General features: G+C 45.9%; 13 protein-coding genes. 1 reads left to right on the forward strand and 12 read right to left on the reverse strand.

Annotated elements, in window-relative coordinates; genetic code table 11:
• Window positions 1–219: 219 nt before the first annotated feature.
• From AVZ68_RS00535 to AVZ68_RS00590, 12 genes are all read right to left on the reverse strand, one after another.
• On the reverse strand, window positions 220–1,218 hold the full coding sequence (locus AVZ68_RS00535; RefSeq protein WP_059102589.1) for a hydroxyacid dehydrogenase: 999 nt from the start codon (window positions 1,216–1,218) through the stop codon (window positions 220–222).
• 20 nt (window positions 1,219–1,238) lie between these two features.
• Window positions 1,239–2,099: a sugar phosphate isomerase/epimerase family protein gene (locus AVZ68_RS00540; RefSeq protein WP_059102590.1), complete on the reverse strand. Its 861-nt coding sequence runs from the start codon at window positions 2,097–2,099 to the stop codon at window positions 1,239–1,241.
• Window positions 2,100–2,497: 398 nt separating this feature from the next.
• Complete coding sequence (locus AVZ68_RS00545) at window positions 2,498–3,892, reverse strand: sugar porter family MFS transporter (RefSeq protein ID WP_496196936.1); 1,395 nt, start codon at window positions 3,890–3,892, stop codon at window positions 2,498–2,500.
• Between the two features lie 238 nt (window positions 3,893–4,130).
• Complete coding sequence (locus AVZ68_RS00550; protein ID WP_059102592.1) at window positions 4,131–5,690, reverse strand: response regulator; 1,560 nt, start codon at window positions 5,688–5,690, stop codon at window positions 4,131–4,133.
• Window positions 5,684–7,138, reverse strand: a complete 1,455-nt coding sequence (locus tag AVZ68_RS00555) for a sensor histidine kinase (RefSeq protein WP_059102593.1) — start codon at window positions 7,136–7,138, stop codon at window positions 5,684–5,686. The genes AVZ68_RS00550 and AVZ68_RS00555 overlap by 7 nt, the downstream gene beginning before the upstream one ends.
• Window positions 7,135–8,136, reverse strand: coding sequence for a sugar-binding protein (locus AVZ68_RS00560; RefSeq protein WP_059102594.1), 1,002 nt, complete (start codon window positions 8,134–8,136; stop codon window positions 7,135–7,137). Before AVZ68_RS00560 ends, AVZ68_RS00555 begins: the two co-directional genes overlap by 4 nt.
• A gap of 264 nt (window positions 8,137–8,400) precedes the next feature.
• The gene (locus tag AVZ68_RS00565; RefSeq protein ID WP_059102595.1) at window positions 8,401–9,588 is read right to left on the reverse strand and encodes a Gfo/Idh/MocA family protein; all 1,188 of its coding nucleotides are present in this window, start codon (window positions 9,586–9,588) and stop codon (window positions 8,401–8,403) included.
• 194 nt (window positions 9,589–9,782) lie between these two features.
• Window positions 9,783–10,601 (reverse strand): sugar phosphate isomerase/epimerase family protein, encoded by an 819-nt coding sequence (locus tag AVZ68_RS00570; RefSeq protein WP_059102596.1) that lies wholly within the window; start codon window positions 10,599–10,601, stop codon window positions 9,783–9,785.
• Window positions 10,598–11,779, reverse strand: coding sequence for a dihydrodipicolinate synthase family protein (locus AVZ68_RS00575; RefSeq protein ID WP_059102597.1), 1,182 nt, complete (start codon window positions 11,777–11,779; stop codon window positions 10,598–10,600). The genes AVZ68_RS00570 and AVZ68_RS00575 overlap by 4 nt, the downstream gene beginning before the upstream one ends.
• An 11-nt stretch (window positions 11,780–11,790) precedes the next feature.
• On the reverse strand, window positions 11,791–12,963 hold the full coding sequence (locus AVZ68_RS00580) for a Gfo/Idh/MocA family protein (RefSeq protein WP_059102598.1): 1,173 nt from the start codon (window positions 12,961–12,963) through the stop codon (window positions 11,791–11,793).
• A 105-nt stretch (window positions 12,964–13,068) separates the two neighbouring features.
• Window positions 13,069–13,875 (reverse strand): AraC family transcriptional regulator, encoded by an 807-nt coding sequence (locus tag AVZ68_RS00585; protein WP_059102599.1) that lies wholly within the window; start codon window positions 13,873–13,875, stop codon window positions 13,069–13,071.
• A gap of 16 nt (window positions 13,876–13,891) precedes the next feature.
• The gene (locus AVZ68_RS00590; RefSeq protein ID WP_059102600.1) at window positions 13,892–14,752 is read right to left on the reverse strand and encodes an AraC family transcriptional regulator; all 861 of its coding nucleotides are present in this window, start codon (window positions 14,750–14,752) and stop codon (window positions 13,892–13,894) included.
• Window positions 14,753–14,861: 109 nt separating this feature from the next.
• Between AVZ68_RS00590 and AVZ68_RS00595 the strand changes: the two genes are divergently transcribed.
• Entirely contained in the window at window positions 14,862–15,881 is a 1,020-nt protein-coding gene (locus tag AVZ68_RS00595; protein WP_059102601.1) for a zinc-binding alcohol dehydrogenase family protein, read from the forward strand.
• Window positions 15,882–15,888: the final 7 nt, after the last annotated feature.

Below are 15,888 nucleotides of genomic sequence, written 5' to 3' on the forward strand. Positions count from 1 at the left end.
CCAAGTTCCAACATTTAAATGGCATTGTGCTAGTTTAAGTGTAAGCAGCTGAACTTCTATCGTCTTCCATCTCATTGCGCAAACCTAGCTATCATTTATACCTCATTGTGATGATAGCTGCCGACAGGCGATGCTGATGCGTTGCCTACCTCGCTTTGACAATCTAATCGAAAGTCAGCAACCATCCAGCCTGACCATCTTCTATACTTCATTCACTAGCTATGCCTGAATTTGAAATTTCTCTCTCGTCACTTGCCATTTCAAGGGCTCTCCTTCTACATAACGATAAAATTCCTCCAGCATATAAGCTCCCATCCGTCCGCACTCACGTTCTTCACTTCCTGCAAGGTGAGGCGTAAGAATGACATTCGAAAATGAGAATATGTCCGCTCCCTCTTCTGGAGGTTCCGGGTCGGTGACATCCAAAATCGCCGTCACATCCTTGCGCTCTCTAAGGACTTCTAGCATTTCTTCTTCTCTCACAATCCGACCTCTAGACGTATTAATAAAACTCGCATTTCTTTTCATCTTTTGAAAATGCGTTCCTGTAATCATTCCTTCTGTTTCAGCTAGCCAAGGCGCGTGAAGAGAAACGATGTCTGCTCTTTCGAAAATCTCTTCCAATGAAACCAGGGTGACATTTAAGTCTTTCTCGTCTCGTTTCTGAGCAAATGGATCATAAGCAATAACGTTTACGTCAAACATTTTTAATAGTTCACACACGCGCCGGCCAACTGTACTTAGCGAAATGATCCCAACCGTGGTCCCAAAAGCACCGCTAATATCTTGCAGCGGCTTGGAAGGGTAGACCTTTTTCTCCTTGATCTCATGAACGTATTTCCAGCCATTCTTAAGCGAAAATAGGATTTGCGAAAGTGTATACTCGGCTACCGGTATGGCATTCGCTGCGTAGGCACTCGTAAATGTAATCCCCCGTTCCCACGCCGCTTCTGTCGCAATAGTTTTAAGTGAACCCGCTGCATAAAAAACGGCTTTCAAATGAGGCGCTGTTTCTAGGAGGCTCTGATCGATCTTCGGCCCGCCCCACCCTGAAAATATCACTTCTACTTCTTGCAAGATCGATACATTCTCCTGTAATTCCTCATTTGACATCGGCGGCGCGACCAAATTAGAATGTTGATATAGATACTCTCTGACATCGTCGGTGTACACCAATGGAAACGATCCCTGATTCATGACAAATACACTCTTGATCACCTTACTGCCCCTTTCGTCTCTCAAGAAACCGCTTCCACTAAATGGCGCATGTATTCGATGTTTCTTTGCAGCGCTTCATCGGTCAGATAAGTGCCGCTAAAATCTTCAAACCCAAGATAGCCATCATAGCCCACCGCTTGCAAATCAGCAATGAATTGTCGCCAATCGACGATACCGGCATGGACAGGAGACCAACTTGGCTCCCAAAGTTCCGTTCCGTCTTCTATTGTCTTTTCTTTTTGCCAGATGCCGTTCTTTATATGAATATGTGCCAAGTAAGGACCCAATAGTTCCATTCCCATTCGGTAGTTCTCAAACCCTTCATGCACCATATTGCCAGGGTCGAAAATAACTCCGATATGATTCGGGTCGCATGATTCCACCGCGCGATACGTAAGCCCCACACTCGGGATGATCGTCTTATGATGCGTTTCAACCAACCCTTTTACACCGTACGCTCTGGCTAATTCTTGGACCTCCTTTAAATACTCAATCATACCCTCAAATAATACATTGTAAGAGACCGAGCGATCATAAGAGGGAAAGGCAAGACGGATGTGCGAAGCTCCCATTTCCTTTGCAATTTTCATCATTTGTTCTGTGCCTTGAAGGTCTCCAATGGTTAAATACGGATTGATGCTGAGCGTTTCTACCCCGTGTCGTTCCGTCATTTTCTGAAGACCTTCTCGCTGTTCTTTTGAATCGTTTGGATCAATCGTACACAGATTGTTTCCCCAAAAAGAAGGTTGTTCTTTTTGAAGTTCCGAAGAGGTTTCCTTGCATCTCCACTCGACTCCGTCATACCCGTACGCTTTCAATTTGGGAATCAATTCTTCCGGCGTTAAATCCGGAGTCATCACGGTAAATACGGAAAATTTCATTAGAGCATCACCCTTTCCTTTTTTAAAGTACAAACGTCATCTATTGATCCAAGGTTTTAGACAGGATAGTTTTATTATAATGAAAACACCACCAAAAAATCTTACTAATCCTTGCATTCAACTCTCAATTTCGGAAATAAATTCAGAAAAGAAAGCAAAATTCGGACTCGTCTTAACCTCCAAATAAAGAGTTTTCCTGTTTTTACAAATGAATGGAAAATCTCCCAACCCTTAGATTATGATGATACTGAGGTTGGATACGGGTCATTTTTCAAAACAGAATTGGCATGCGAGATTAAGCAATTAATAAACGCCCACATTTTCTAATTCTATAAATAAAGAGGCCAGAAACATATGCCTGACCTCCATGAAAACGATTCCTGTGTACTTATCGACCCTTACCCGACTTTTTCTTTTCCAATTTTCTTTTTAGGCTTCCATATTTCCGCTATTTCTTCAAGTGACTTATTTTTTGTTTCAGGAACGATTGTCATCACAAACGTGAAGCAGATCACGTTGATGACTGCGAACATCCAAAAGGTGAAGGCGCCACCCATGTTGTTGATCAGCATCGGGGTAAACTGACCAATTGCCCAGTTTGCACCCCACAGGAACATGGTGGCGATCCCAACTGCTTTTGCACGCAGGTGGTTTGGGAAAATTTCCGGAATCATGATCCATGGAATTGGTCCCATGGAGACACAGAAGGCAGCGGTGAATCCGGCAACGAAGATGACAAGCAACGGGCCGCTGTTGGCTGGCTCAAAATAGAATACGCTTCCAATCAAGACCATGAAAATGGCCATAAAGCTTGAACCGACCGCCATCAATTTCTTTCTTCCCAACTTATCAATTAACAAGAGCGCTAGAATCGTGAAGACTACTTGCACACTGCCGATGATGCTGGTTGCCAGAAACTCGGTATTGTTTTCAAATCCGACACGCCGAAATATATCCGGCCCATAATAGGTAACCGCGTTCATCCCGATTACCTGGTTGAACAAGGCGAGGAAGATCCCGACCCCCAATGCCATGCGTAAGCCTGGTTTCAGCAAATCCCTTGCAGAAGTGCTTTGTGCTGTTTCCAATGAAACTTTTATCTCCTGTGTTTCCTTTTTAGCAATTTTTTCTCCGTTGATTCGTTTGAGTATTTGGTAAGCCTCTGATTCTCTGCCTTTTTTGATTAGATATCTCGGGCTTTCCGGTATAAAAAATAACAGGATTAAAAAGATAACTCCCGGAATTGTTCCATAACCCAGCATCCAGCGCCAGCCTTCTTCTAGCCCCCATGCATAGCTTCCGCTGTTGGCCACGCCATAGTTGATATAGAAGGTGGCGCATATACCAAAGATGGTGAATAATTGATAAAGGGATCCAAGTCTGCCCCGGATGGCCGGTGGCGCACATTCACTGATGTATGTGACAGACAATGCGGAAGCAAAGCCGATTCCGAATCCGCCGATGATTCTTGCCCAGACAAGCATCGTAATACTCGTGGCAAATGCAGATCCAAGTGCAGAAATAATGAACAGGATCGCTGCGACCACCATGATGTTCTTTCGTCCATACCGATCACTTAGGAACCCAGAAATGGCAACCCCTATGACACCTCCGATCATGACACAAGATATGACCCAGCCTTCCATTGCTGGGCTTAAATCATATAAATCCTGTAAATAACCGATTGCTCCGGATATGACAGCCGTATCAAACCCATATAGTAACCCGGCCATACCTGCAGACACAGCGATTAAAATCACATACCAAGTCGATTGTTTCTCTAACATGTCAATCCTCCCTCTTTTTGATGCAACAAAGAAAGCGCATACTTTCTAATCAGGAATTGCTCGAAAGCACCACCTGCTACTAAATAAACCCCTTTAATTCGGGCTGTACCTAAAATTTATCATGGTAACTCAGGTATGATAGTGCTTTTTCCTTCACTTTCTTGTAAACTTCTGGACTATCTTGGCAAGGAGGTGTTTTCGATATAAAAAACAACGACCCGTGGGATCGCTGTTCGCTTTACTTCTAGTTTTTGCTTCTATAATCGCGCGGGCTGAGCCCGGTCTCTTTTTTGAAAACCCGACTGAAGTAATTCGGATCCTTATAACCAATGTTTAGTGCGATTTCCTTCACCGAAATCATGCCATCCAAGAGAAGTTCCTTCGCCTTTTCAAGCCGGATATTGGTTAAATATTCGATAAAGGTGACCTGAAACTGGTCTTTAAATAACTTGCTTAAATAATAAGAGCTGATTCCGATTCGCCCGGCCACGTCTTCCAAAGTGATGGGTTTGTGATAATGGATTTCCATGTACCCTTTTGCCTGCACAAGCATGCCCTTAATCCCACTTGTCCGCCATTCCCCTATCTTCTCAATAATAACGAGAAGATGTGTTTTGGCTGCCTCCCTGATTTGCATCGAGGTCTCAAACCGGTCAAAGCGCATTTGGGTGTCCTCATCGAGTCCAAGTTCTTTCGTTGTCCTAGTCAGTACAATGAAAAAATCCGCCATCGCCTTTTTGAGCATTTTCGGCTGATAATCGGCAGCTTGCTGAATCGATTGGTAATAGGCATCGAACCGGTTCAGCCCGGTCTGGATATCGCCATTCTTTATCGCTTCAACCAGTTCTTTTTCCGCGTCAAACGGAATCATTTCCTTTCTCTTTCGTTTCAAATCGTTGGAATAGGTCTCGTAGGATGCTCCTGGGTGACTGTGTACCACTTCCAGTGCATAAACAGCCTCCTCGTATGAATCAGAAAAAAGGCTTAGCCCTTCTGCCACTGTTCCTATTCCTGCAATCAGACGGCAGTCATTCAACTGATGCTGGAAACGGTGGATGATGGATCGTGCGAATTCTTTTCTGCTGATGGTAACAGCTTTTTTGGGGTCAAACAGGACAAAGACGGGGACTCGAAAAGCCGTTAGCGGCCCTGTCAGACAGATATGTTCCTCTTCCTGCAAGGTATTTTTCAGGACACGGTACCATGCGCTCTTTTCATGTCGGCTTGGCTGTAGACAATGAGAGTGGAAGGAGAATACGGCGGCAAACCCTTGCTTACCTTCCAAGTCCAATGACTCATTCCATTCCTCCACATTAAATTCATGAATATGATCCATCATTAAGGAAACGACCAATTCCGTTTCCACGAACGAACTGACCCGTTCCAGCCGGTGGTTGATTTCTGTTCTTTCTCTTTCCAGCCTTCTTTCGTTTTCAATTTCTTCAGCCATGCGGTCGAATGCCTCCAACACTTCCGAAACTTTGCTTGGCTTTAACAAATACTCTTTGATACCGAATTTCATTGCTTTCTTTGTGTAATCAAAGGTATCAAAAGCAGATACCATGATACATTTTGTATCGGGAACACTATTCAGTATTCTTTTGATTGCTTCCAATCCGTCGAACTCGGGCATTTTAATATCCATAAAAATCAAGTCTGGCTTGCGCGATATTGCGAGGTCTACTGCCTGTTTTCCGTTTTCCGCTTCCGCTGCAATTTCAAAATTGGACCGGTTCCTGTTCAAGATAAACCGGAGACCCTCCCTTTCGATCGGCTCATCGTCCACGAGCATTACTTTTACCATCCCTTCTCCTCCTCTAAAGCCAGTTTCTCTTGTCTAGGTAACCGGATTTTGATGGTCGTCCCTTTTCCAAGTGCTGAATTGATGTTGATATCGCTTTCTTTATTGAACAGCCGAAGACGGGTAATCACATTTTTCATCCCGATACCGGTGGAATGTCCCGATCCTTTTCCTGATGAAGAAATCTCTTCTTCATCCTCCGCATGCAATAATCTGTCGATGGTCTGTTGGTCGACCCCCTTCCCGTTGTCGGTCACATCAATACAGACCTTTTCGTTCTCCTCGTACACACGCAATTCTATTCTGGCTCCTTCCGCCATTCCTTCCACCCCATGGATAAAAGCATTCTCCACAATCGGCTGGAGCGTCAGACACGGGATTTCGGTCGACAGGCAGGCGGGATCGATATACTGATGAAATCCGATCCGGCCGCCGAAGCGGGTCTCTTGGATAAAAAAGTACTCTTTGACAATATCGACTTCATCCTTCAAGGTCGTTCTTCTTTCAATATCACCGATATTGTAGCGGAGCAGGGCCGAAACAGATGATATCAAATCACTCGACCGCTCCGCACCTTCGATATAAGAAATTTTTGAAATCGCATTCAACGTATTGAAGAGAAAATGGGGGCTGATTTGATTTTGGAGGCTTTTCAGTTCCATTTCCTTCAAAAGCCGTGTAAGCCGTGCTTTTTCTTCGATTTTGTTGACTGATTCGAGCACGTCCCTCCTCATTTGATTGAACATTTCCGACAATAACCAAAGCTCGTCCTTCCTGGAAACGACTACGTCTTCACCGGCATAATGGCCGGCCGAGATTTCCTGCGCGGCCCGGGTCAAGTGGGCAATTGTTCTTGTGATCCCATTCGAAAACCAAATCGCGAACAAGACACTTAGAATAATAATGGAAAGAAAGATAGCTGTTCCCATATTCTTCGTGTGTTGGATTTTTTCATTGGTAAGCGTAAATAAGTCCTGATAGTCTCTCAGCTCTGTGGTGATCAGATTGAGTGTTTCTTCATGTATATAATCCGAAGTTCTCTCTGCCTCGTTCAAATACATGGAATACTGCTGAACGTCTTCGTTGTCCACCCCTTCGACTGTTTGATCCGCATGTTCGAGAAAACTGGTCATCATGTGCTTAAAATTTTCCCTGTAGATAGTCTCTTCTTCGACAGCCGCAAACTGTTGCTGCAGCTTGAGAAGCTTCTGTTTATCTTCCTCATAAAAAGATAAATTACTGGGTAATGGCTCCTGTACATAGATTTGCAGGGACTGGAACGTTTCATTCGTCACTTGTGTGATTTCATTTAACAGTAAAAAGTGATTCATGCTCTCGTTGTGGAGCTCTGTTACTTTATGATCGTTTTGACCGCGCACATAGAACTGAATCAAAATCAACAAAAGCACAACAACAAAATAAATAAGCAGCTTAGTGCGAATTTTAATCAATGGCCTTCACCTGTTAAGGCGTTGCGGTACGGCAGATCCCGTTTACGTATAATAGAAGAATCGGTATGATGGATTTCCTCTACTTGCTTGTTATTCAAGATATCGATCATGAGTTCTACGCTTCGATGCCCCATTTCCCAGGGCTGCTGTTCGACAAGTGCGTCTATCTTTCCTTGTTCCAACAATTGAAGATTTTCTTCTAATGTATCAAAGGTGATCACGTACAAATCATCCTGGCGGTTTAACGACTCAGCAGCTTCGCTTATACCGATGCCGTCTAATGAGCTTGTACCGTACAAAGCCGTAATCTCTTGATGATTGGTTAACATGTTATAGGCTTTTTCTTCTGCCCTGATTCGATCGATGCTGGATTCTTCAATTGCCACGATGTCAATTCCTTCTTTCTGTCCGACGACAGATCTGAATCCCTCTACTCGAAGAGAATGATGGGCATTGTTGAAACGACCGGTGACGATTCCGATGATTGCTTCCCCGCCCGTATCTGCGACCAACGCTTCACCAGCCAATTGTCCGGCCGAGTAATTGTCTGTTCCGATATAAGCGGAACGCGAGCTCTCAGTGGAGTCTGTGTCAATTGTCATCACAGGAATGTCTTGCCCTACAGCCTGATCGATCAACGGCGTAAACTCCTCGTTAAGGGCTTGGATGATGATGCCATCCACTTTTGACTGGATCGCTTTGTCGAGTAGCCTCAATTGTTCCTCCGGGTTAGAACGCTGGGGTCCCCCGTACTCCACAAATACTTCCTGTTCAGTTTCGCTCTGTTTTGCCCCTTTTCCGACCAAACGCCAGTAGTCATGGTCCAGTTCCTCCCCAATCAAAGCAAAGTGGTAATCGGGAGGAGACGTGTCGGAGGAAACAGCTTCTGCAATTTCCTCGTTGTCCTGCTGTATTTGGTAATAATAAAAGAAGGAAAACGCTATCGTTGTTAGGAACGAGAAAAGCAGCGGCACATATATTATCGAGCTACGTTTCATAACAGCCTCCTGCTAATCGAGTAGTTTCATAGAAACAATGATAACATAGTAACTCCAGATTAAGCCCCACGGATAGTGTGGATCTTATTCTGGAGTTTAATGCCTCTATCATCTTCAACTACATGACGCATGTATTCGATGTTTCTTTGCAACGTTTCGTCCAACGCATACATACCGCTAAAATCTTCCAAGGTAGCCATTATAGCCAACTGCTTTCAAATCAGGGTAGAGTCAAGTAGAAAATCCATGCAAAGGTATCTCGCGTTACCTTTGCATGACTGTCAGCTTTGTTTCAATCGGTGACCACTCTCGCTTTTGGGCTGAATAATACTCCTGAAAGCACTCTGTTAACAGCGTGTTCAGTCCATCTACGGAGCGCATCTGCTTCTCTTTGTTTACATGAATTCGTTCAGGTGGAAACGCCTTCACACGATTTCCTTCCGTATGGATCGCTTCAATGGTCTGCAAATGAGGTGTAGCTGTTGAAAAGAGGCAGGGAATGTCCATCTCCTTATCTTTTACAGCCTGCAAGCACCAGTCGAGCTTACAAAGATGCTCCCGCTGATCTCTCTCCAAACTTCCGTACTCCTTCGTTGATCCATCTTCAAAATAAGCCATCACTTTCCCGTTATTTTGTCGACAGGCATACTCAATAAAGCCATTCTCAAACTCATAGATAAAATTAGGTCCAAGCTCCGTCTCGGTCGCGTGGGAAGCATAAAACAATAGCTCTGCCCCCGCTTCAGTCCATACACGCAAGGCACAAGTATCAAACGTTTCAATCTCATTTACTTTGTATAACTCTGCTTCTACGGATTGAACCTCAGCTGATGTCTGTACGTCCTCTCCTAGAATATAGAGCATGTTGTGGAGGAAATGGGCGGCCGCATTGTTTGCAATGCTGTCCCTTATCTTGTCTCCAGCGGGGGAATACTCTCTCCCGGCCCAACTTGACCGTTTGTAATACGCCTCACTTCTCGGCCACAGCACTAGTGTTTTCAACCTTTTGGGCTTGCCGAATACGCCTCGTAGAATGTCTTGCTTTACCTCTTGAATGGTATCGGTAAAAGACCAATTAAAACCAATCGCAGCCCATTTGCCAGATTGCCGAGACGCCTGTTCCCATAACGATATGTCCCCAGCATCACCAGCCAATGGCTTTTCGCATAGGACATGGCTACCGTTTTTCATTGCCTCTGTCGCCTGAACCGTGTGCAGATGTATAGGCGTGGAGATGATCGCTAACTCCGCGGAATGCTTGGCATAGAATTCTTCAACTGTTTGATAGATTGGAATGCTCCTCTGTTTGATGAATGGCAAGTAGGGGCTGAGTTCTAGAGCAATTTCAACTACGCCTGCAATAGTCACTCGTTCGTTATCAAGCAATGCTTTTACATACATTTCCCCGTAACCATTTATACCGACTAATACCACACTCGTTTTGTTTCCCATCACTTGCCTCCCGCTTATTCCTGAGTCTATAAATTCAACCCGCATTAACTAAAAGCCCCCCACCTCAAGGGAAAACTTAGAACATAGGTGAGGGGGTCACAGCACGGGCCTTAGGCTCAAGGCTTATCCAAAACAGAAATGTTAGGTGCATGATTAAGCACTTGAAAATCCCACCGTTTCAGCCGTATGGAGTATCAGACATGGCTCTTATACCGCTCGATCATCTCCCTGATAACATCATCACCAGGGCGATCCCAAAGCGCCTGATTCATGATTTCCACTTCGATCGGTCCCTGATAACCGGCTGCTTCCACTTGCTTTCTCACCTTCCGCAGCTCAATCACACCATCGCCCATCATCGACCGTCCCTTAAACATATCTGTAATCGGCACTTTCCAATCGGACACGTGAAAGCCAAGAATGTTGCCTTTCGCTCGCTCGATTTCACTGTCAAGCTCAGGATCCCACCACACATGAAACGCATCCACGACAACACCGACTTGCTCCTTGCCCACTGTCTCAGCTAGCCTATTAGCCTGGCCAAGCGTATTGATTACCGACCGATCCGCCGCATACATCGGATGAAGCGGTTCAATGCCAAGCTTGATGTTACACTCCTTTGCGTAAGGAATAATCGCTTCAATGCCTTCCTGCACATGCCGTCTGGCTTCTGGCAAGTTGTCATCAGAACTCGGTCCGCATACGAGCACAAGCACGTTTGTTCCAAGCTTCGCTGCTTCATCGATCGCTCTCAAGTTGTCATCGATTCTCCGCTTGCGTTCCTGTTTGGTCGCAGCCGGGAACATTCCACCACGGCACAGGCTTGATACACGAATCCCCGTTTCCTGCAGATGCTTCTTCGTTTCGCTAACTCCGTATTCATGAAGCTTGTGGCGCCAAATCGAGATCCATTCCACCTCTCTTTTGGCACAACCTTCAAGCGCTTCTTGCAACTTCCATTGCTCGGTCGTAATTTGATTCAGGCTCAGTCGGTTCACAGCAGGATGGTTCATGATTTTAGTACCTCCTGTTGAAGGCCTGCTCCCTCAAGGACATGCGCCATGCGGGAGACCGCAAGTTCAGGATTCAGTAAGAGACCTGCTCGATCGGCAAGTTGGAACAGTTTTGCCAAATGAACGGCAGAACGCGCCCCTTCCGCTCCTCCAATCATGCGGAAGTGATTCTGGTAGCCATTTACATACGCCATAAAAACAATCCCCGTTTTATATGCGTAAGTAGGTGCCTCAAAAATGTGGCGTGCAAGCGGGACCGTCGGATTCATGATTTGATCGTACGTATCAAGGTCGCCTTGATCAAACGCTTCGAGAGCATTCGCCGCGGCTGGAGCAATCGCATCAAAAATGCCAAGCAATGCATGGCTATAGCCCTGTTCATCTCCGGCAATCAGCTCAGGATAGTTAAAATCATCACCCGTATACATCCCCACACTTTCAGGGAGCTTGCGTCGCATCTCGATCTCCTTCTCTTTATCAAGGAGCGAGATTTTGATCCCATCAATTTTTGCTGCATTTGTATGAATGACTTCAAGACAAGCATCCATCGCACGGTCGAGTTCCTGTTCGCCCCAGTAACCTGCTAGATTTGGATCAAACATGTCCCCGAGCCAATGCACAATTACAGGATCCTTGACTTGGCTGAGCATATGGCCATAGACGCGTGCATAGTCGCTTGGGTGCTTGGCCGTTTTAGCAAGCGCTCGGCTAGCCATGAAAATCACCTGGCTCCCCTGTCCCTCGACAAACTCAAACTGTTCTTCATACGCGCGGACGATATCATCCAGCGAATGAGAAACAGACAAATCAAGATGGTCTGTGCCTGCCCCAGAGGCAATCGCACCACCGGCGGCTTTCGCTTCTTTTGCCGATCGAGCAATAAGTTCTTTCGCGGTTTCCCAGGTGAGGCCCATCCCCCGTTGTGCGGTGTCCATTGCTTCCGCCACCCCAAAGCCGAGCTTCCAGAGTGAGTGGCGGTAAGACAGTGTCGCCTCCCAGTCCACTTCTCCCCCAAGCACGGGGTGGGAAGCAGAAAGTGGATCGGCGACCACGTGAGCGGCAGAGTACGCACTTCGAGACGAAAAGGAAGCCGTCTTTGCATAGGTTCTTTCGGTTTGCTGTAGCGTGTAGACGCTTGTGGTCCGACCTTCATTTGGCAATGTAATAGATAATGTCATCAGTGTCCCCCCTACACTTGCTTGGCTGGCGCTTCGACTTTAAGTTTTGGTACATCGACCCATTTGCGCTCACGCCACGCTTCAAGTCCAAGATCAGCTAACTGCGTCCCTTTCGCTCCTTCAAGCAAATCCCACGGAAAGGCATCATCACGGTGAACATGCTTTAAGAACAATTCCCACTGAATTTTAAAGCCATTGTCGTACACTTCATTCTCTGGAACATCCTGCCACAGCTCTTGAAATGGAATCGGGTTTGGGATGTCCGGGTTCCATGTCGGGCGCGGTGTCTGAACGCGGTGTTGCGTCTTGCACTCACGTAAGCCCGCAACCGCACTTCCAAGCGTTCCATCGACTTGAATGGTCAGCAGATCATCCCGATCCACACGCGTCGTCCAAGAGGAATTCGCCTGAACGACCGCTCCACTTTCGAGTTCAAAGATCGCGTAAGCAGCGTCATCGGCGGTTGCTGTGTAGGCCTCTCCTTGTTCATCGACACGTGTTGGGATGTGCGTAGCACCGAGGCAGGTAAGTGATTTAATGTCACCAAACAAGTGATCAATGACATAGCGCCAGTGGGCAAACATGTCGACGATAATGCCTCCGCCGTCTTCTTTACGGTAATTCCAGCTTGGACGCTGCCCTTCCTGCCAGTCTCCTTCAAATACCCAGTAGCCAAAATCCAGTTTCATGGATAGAATCTCGCCGAAATAGCCGCTGTCGATCAATCGCTTCAATTTCAACAAGCCCGGTAAGAAAAGCTTATCTTGCACAACACCGTTCTTCACCCCTGCTTCTTTGGCGAGTCTCGCAAGCTCAAGCGATTCCTCCACACTTGTCGCTGTTGGTTTTTCGCAGTAAATATGCTTCCCGGCGGCAATCGCCTGCTTGATGGCTTCAGCACGGCGATTGGTTGTTTGAGAATCGAAGTAAATTATGTTATGCTCATCTGCCAAAGCATTTTTAAGGCTTGTTTCAATTCGATCAATCCCGTGCTTTTCAGCAAGAGCCTCGAGCTTCGCCTCGTTTCTTCCTACTAAAATTGGGTCTGGCATCAACACATTACCGTCTTCCAAAACGACACCGCCTTGTGCGCGAATCGCGACAATGGATCGGATCAAGTGTTGATTCGTCCCCATTCTCCCTGTGACTCCGTTCATGATAATCCCGATATGATGCGTCGTCATTAAATAATCCCCTTTCATGCGTTCAAGATAGGTCTATCATAATGAGAACGCAGTCAAAGAGTCTTACCACTCCTTGCATTCCACTCTCAATTTCAGAACAAAAGTTCAGTCAAGTTTCACATATGTATTGCGGTAAACAAGAGGGGACACCCCGACATGCTGTTTAAAGACACGATAGAAAGTGGAAAGTGATTCAAAACCGACTTCAAAACAAATCGAAACAATATCCAGTTCTGTATCCGTAAGCATTTGCTTCACACGGTTCAATCGCACCTCTGTTACGTAGCGCATCGCCGTGACATCGTACGATTCTTTGAAAATCTGATGCATATAGCGAGAACTGACCCCCATCTTCGCAGCCATTTCTTCGGCATTTGTTAGTTGATAGTAATTGGCGTCAATAAAGTCTTTTAGCGCTTTGGCTCGCAAGTGATTCGTATCCTGATAAACTGACTGCTGCATTCTCGTTAAAAGAAATAAAAACTGCCCTAACAGTAGCTTGATACCTACCATGGCATCATGCCTTTCCCGCGCTTGCTCATACAACATTTTCCGCAGCAGCTGACGCACCTCGCTGCCTTCAAATAAATTGAGCCGCAGTACTTTAGACTGATCAAACACAGGCGCAATTAGGTCTACCTTATAATTAAAAGAAAGCCGGGTTTCATCAAATTCGAGTACGAGTACCGTCATTTTCGACCTTGCCTGAATGGAATGAGGCGTAAGTGGGCGTATGATAATCATGCTGTCTGGCTTTAGCTCACTGACTTCTTCTTCCAGCACACATTCTCCCTCTCCATCTAGGACATAGAGAATCTGGTGAGTGTAATGAAAATGGGCGTTTATCTGATTTCGTTCTTTGTGCTTGCTTTCATAAAGGTGAACGTCTAGCTTCCCTTGGAGCAATGTCATTTCCTCCTTGTAACCCTTAGATATACTGAGTTCTATACGACCTAGGCGTCATATCCGTCATTTTTTTGAAGCTTCGATAAAAATGAGGCATACTTCTAAACCCGCATCTCTCTGCAATCCCCTCAATCGATTCATCACTTTCGACGAGCAAGCCCTTCGCCAAACTAATGCGCTTTGTCAGCAAATAATCGGATAAGTTCAAGCCGATTTCCTTCTTAAATAGGCGGCTAAAATGGGCGGCAGACACAGCCTCTCTCTTGGCTAGTTCCCTAAGGCTCAGTTCTTCATGAAGATGGGCATCAATAAATGAGAGAATGCGGTTTAAAGAAGTGCTCATCATTTGTTCCTCTTTTCCATCCACCGATCGTGCATGCCGCCAAATCTCTAACAAACACAGCTGCACCCATGAGGCAATAGCTTGTGCCTTCCCCTCCAATTCCCTTGTATTTTCCCTTCTAAGAAGACCCAAAAAGCGCTCAAACTGTTGGTCATGCTCTCCTTGCAATTGATAATGATAGCTTTTATGCCCCCTTGCTTGCCGTATAATGTTTAACTCTGGTTCTAGACTGTGCGCAAACACCCGTGGATGAAAAAAGATGACTGTGGAGGTAATGAGATTGTTCTCCTTGGGCATCGCCCTGTGGACCGTGTTTCCTGGAATTACGAAGAGGTCGCCTGGAGCAACGGTGTATAGTTGCTGATCAATGAGAAGCGTTCCTGTACCTTGGTGAATATAGATGATCTCGTTCCAATCATGAAGATGGTTCGGCAGTTCTTCTTCCGGCTTTTTCGTTTGATGATGGGACACATGAATGAATCCTTCCTTTGTATCATCAAACTTCTTTTTTAATGCCTGCCTTGAAAGCTGTGTGTCCACAAATCAACCTCCAATCAAAATAAGGTATAAAATCATCAATGTAAGCAATTTCTATATGATATTTCTAATGATACACTACAGCTACAATGAAAAAAAGCAGGAGGAGCCAATGAAATCCATCGTCTGTGAACAACCTTTTGAGCTGGCTTTAAAAACCCAAAAGAAAGCGCACTCATCAAGTGATTTGGATGTGCTGATTTCCATCAAACGAATTGGGGTATGCGGAACAGACCTTCATGCCTTTCAAGGCAATCAGCCGTATTTCTCTTATCCACGCATTCTTGGCCATGAGCTGTCTGGTACGATCGTCTCTTTACCTGAGTCAGTTAATGACCTTCGTGAAGGAGACCGCGTGACGATCATTCCTTATCTTCACTGCAATGAATGCCAAGCATGCCGTAATGGCAAAACAAACTGCTGCGAAGCTCTGCAAGTTCTTGGCGTACACAAGGACGGAGGGATGCAAGAACGACTTCCCGTCCCAGCCTCCAATGTGATCGCTGTTAATAACCTTTCGTTTGAGCAAGCAGCACTGATTGAACCCTTTGCCATCGGCGCCCACGCTATTCGCCGTTCCGACATCCAAAGAGGCCATCGTGTTCTCGTTATTGGCGCAGGTCCCATTGGCCTTGGCGTTATGCGTTTTGCGAAAGCGAAGGGAGCGCATGTCACCGTTGTTGACACAAAAGAAGACCGACTCGACTTTTGTAGGAGATGGGCTGGGGTTGATGAGGCCTTTCCTTCTTCAAATCATGTGGAAGAAGAGCTTCGCGCCCGCCTGAATGGCGATTTGCCGGATATTGTGCTCGATGCGACAGGGAGCGCTGACTCCATGATGAATGCTTTCCATTATGTCGCTCACGGAGGAACGCTTACCTACGTCGGTCTTGTAAAACAAACGATTTCCTTTCATGACCCTGATTTTCACCAAAAAGAAATCACCTTAAAAGCGAGCCGTAACGCAACGAAAGAGGATTTCCACTCTGTCATCAATTGGATGCGTACCGCTGACGTGGATGTCAATGCTTATATCACGCATACTAGTACGTTTGATGATGCCATTAATGGCTTTTCCGATTGGCTTGCCACTGACAATCATGTCATTAAAGCGATAATTTCCATCCCTTAACTTTAAG

Origin of the sequence: Shouchella shacheensis (genome assembly GCF_001484965.1) — a bacterium.
Classification (GTDB): domain Bacteria; phylum Bacillota; class Bacilli; order Bacillales; family Bacillaceae_D; genus Shouchella; species Shouchella shacheensis.

What these genes read in the sequence shown, in the direction of transcription:
- AVZ68_RS00565 (WP_059102595.1), bottom strand. Translation starts at nt 9,588, where the DNA reads ATGGGAAACAAAACGAGTGTGGTATTAGTCGGTATAAATGGTTACGGG.
- AVZ68_RS00580 (WP_059102598.1), bottom strand. Translation starts at nt 12,963, where the DNA reads ATGACGACGCATCATATCGGGATTATCATGAACGGAGTCACAGGGAGA.
- AVZ68_RS00575 (WP_059102597.1), bottom strand. Translation starts at nt 11,779, where the DNA reads ATGACATTATCTATTACATTGCCAAATGAAGGTCGGACCACAAGCGTC.
- AVZ68_RS00585 (WP_059102599.1), bottom strand. Translation starts at nt 13,875, where the DNA reads ATGACATTGCTCCAAGGGAAGCTAGACGTTCACCTTTATGAAAGCAAG.
- AVZ68_RS00550 (WP_059102592.1), bottom strand. Translation starts at nt 5,690, where the DNA reads ATGGTAAAAGTAATGCTCGTGGACGATGAGCCGATCGAAAGGGAGGGT.
- AVZ68_RS00570 (WP_059102596.1), bottom strand. Translation starts at nt 10,601, where the DNA reads ATGAACCATCCTGCTGTGAACCGACTGAGCCTGAATCAAATTACGACC.
- AVZ68_RS00560 (WP_059102594.1), bottom strand. Translation starts at nt 8,136, where the DNA reads ATGAAACGTAGCTCGATAATATATGTGCCGCTGCTTTTCTCGTTCCTA.
- AVZ68_RS00595 (WP_059102601.1), top strand. Translation starts at nt 14,862, where the DNA reads ATGAAATCCATCGTCTGTGAACAACCTTTTGAGCTGGCTTTAAAAACC.
- AVZ68_RS00540 (WP_059102590.1), bottom strand. Translation starts at nt 2,099, where the DNA reads ATGAAATTTTCCGTATTTACCGTGATGACTCCGGATTTAACGCCGGAA.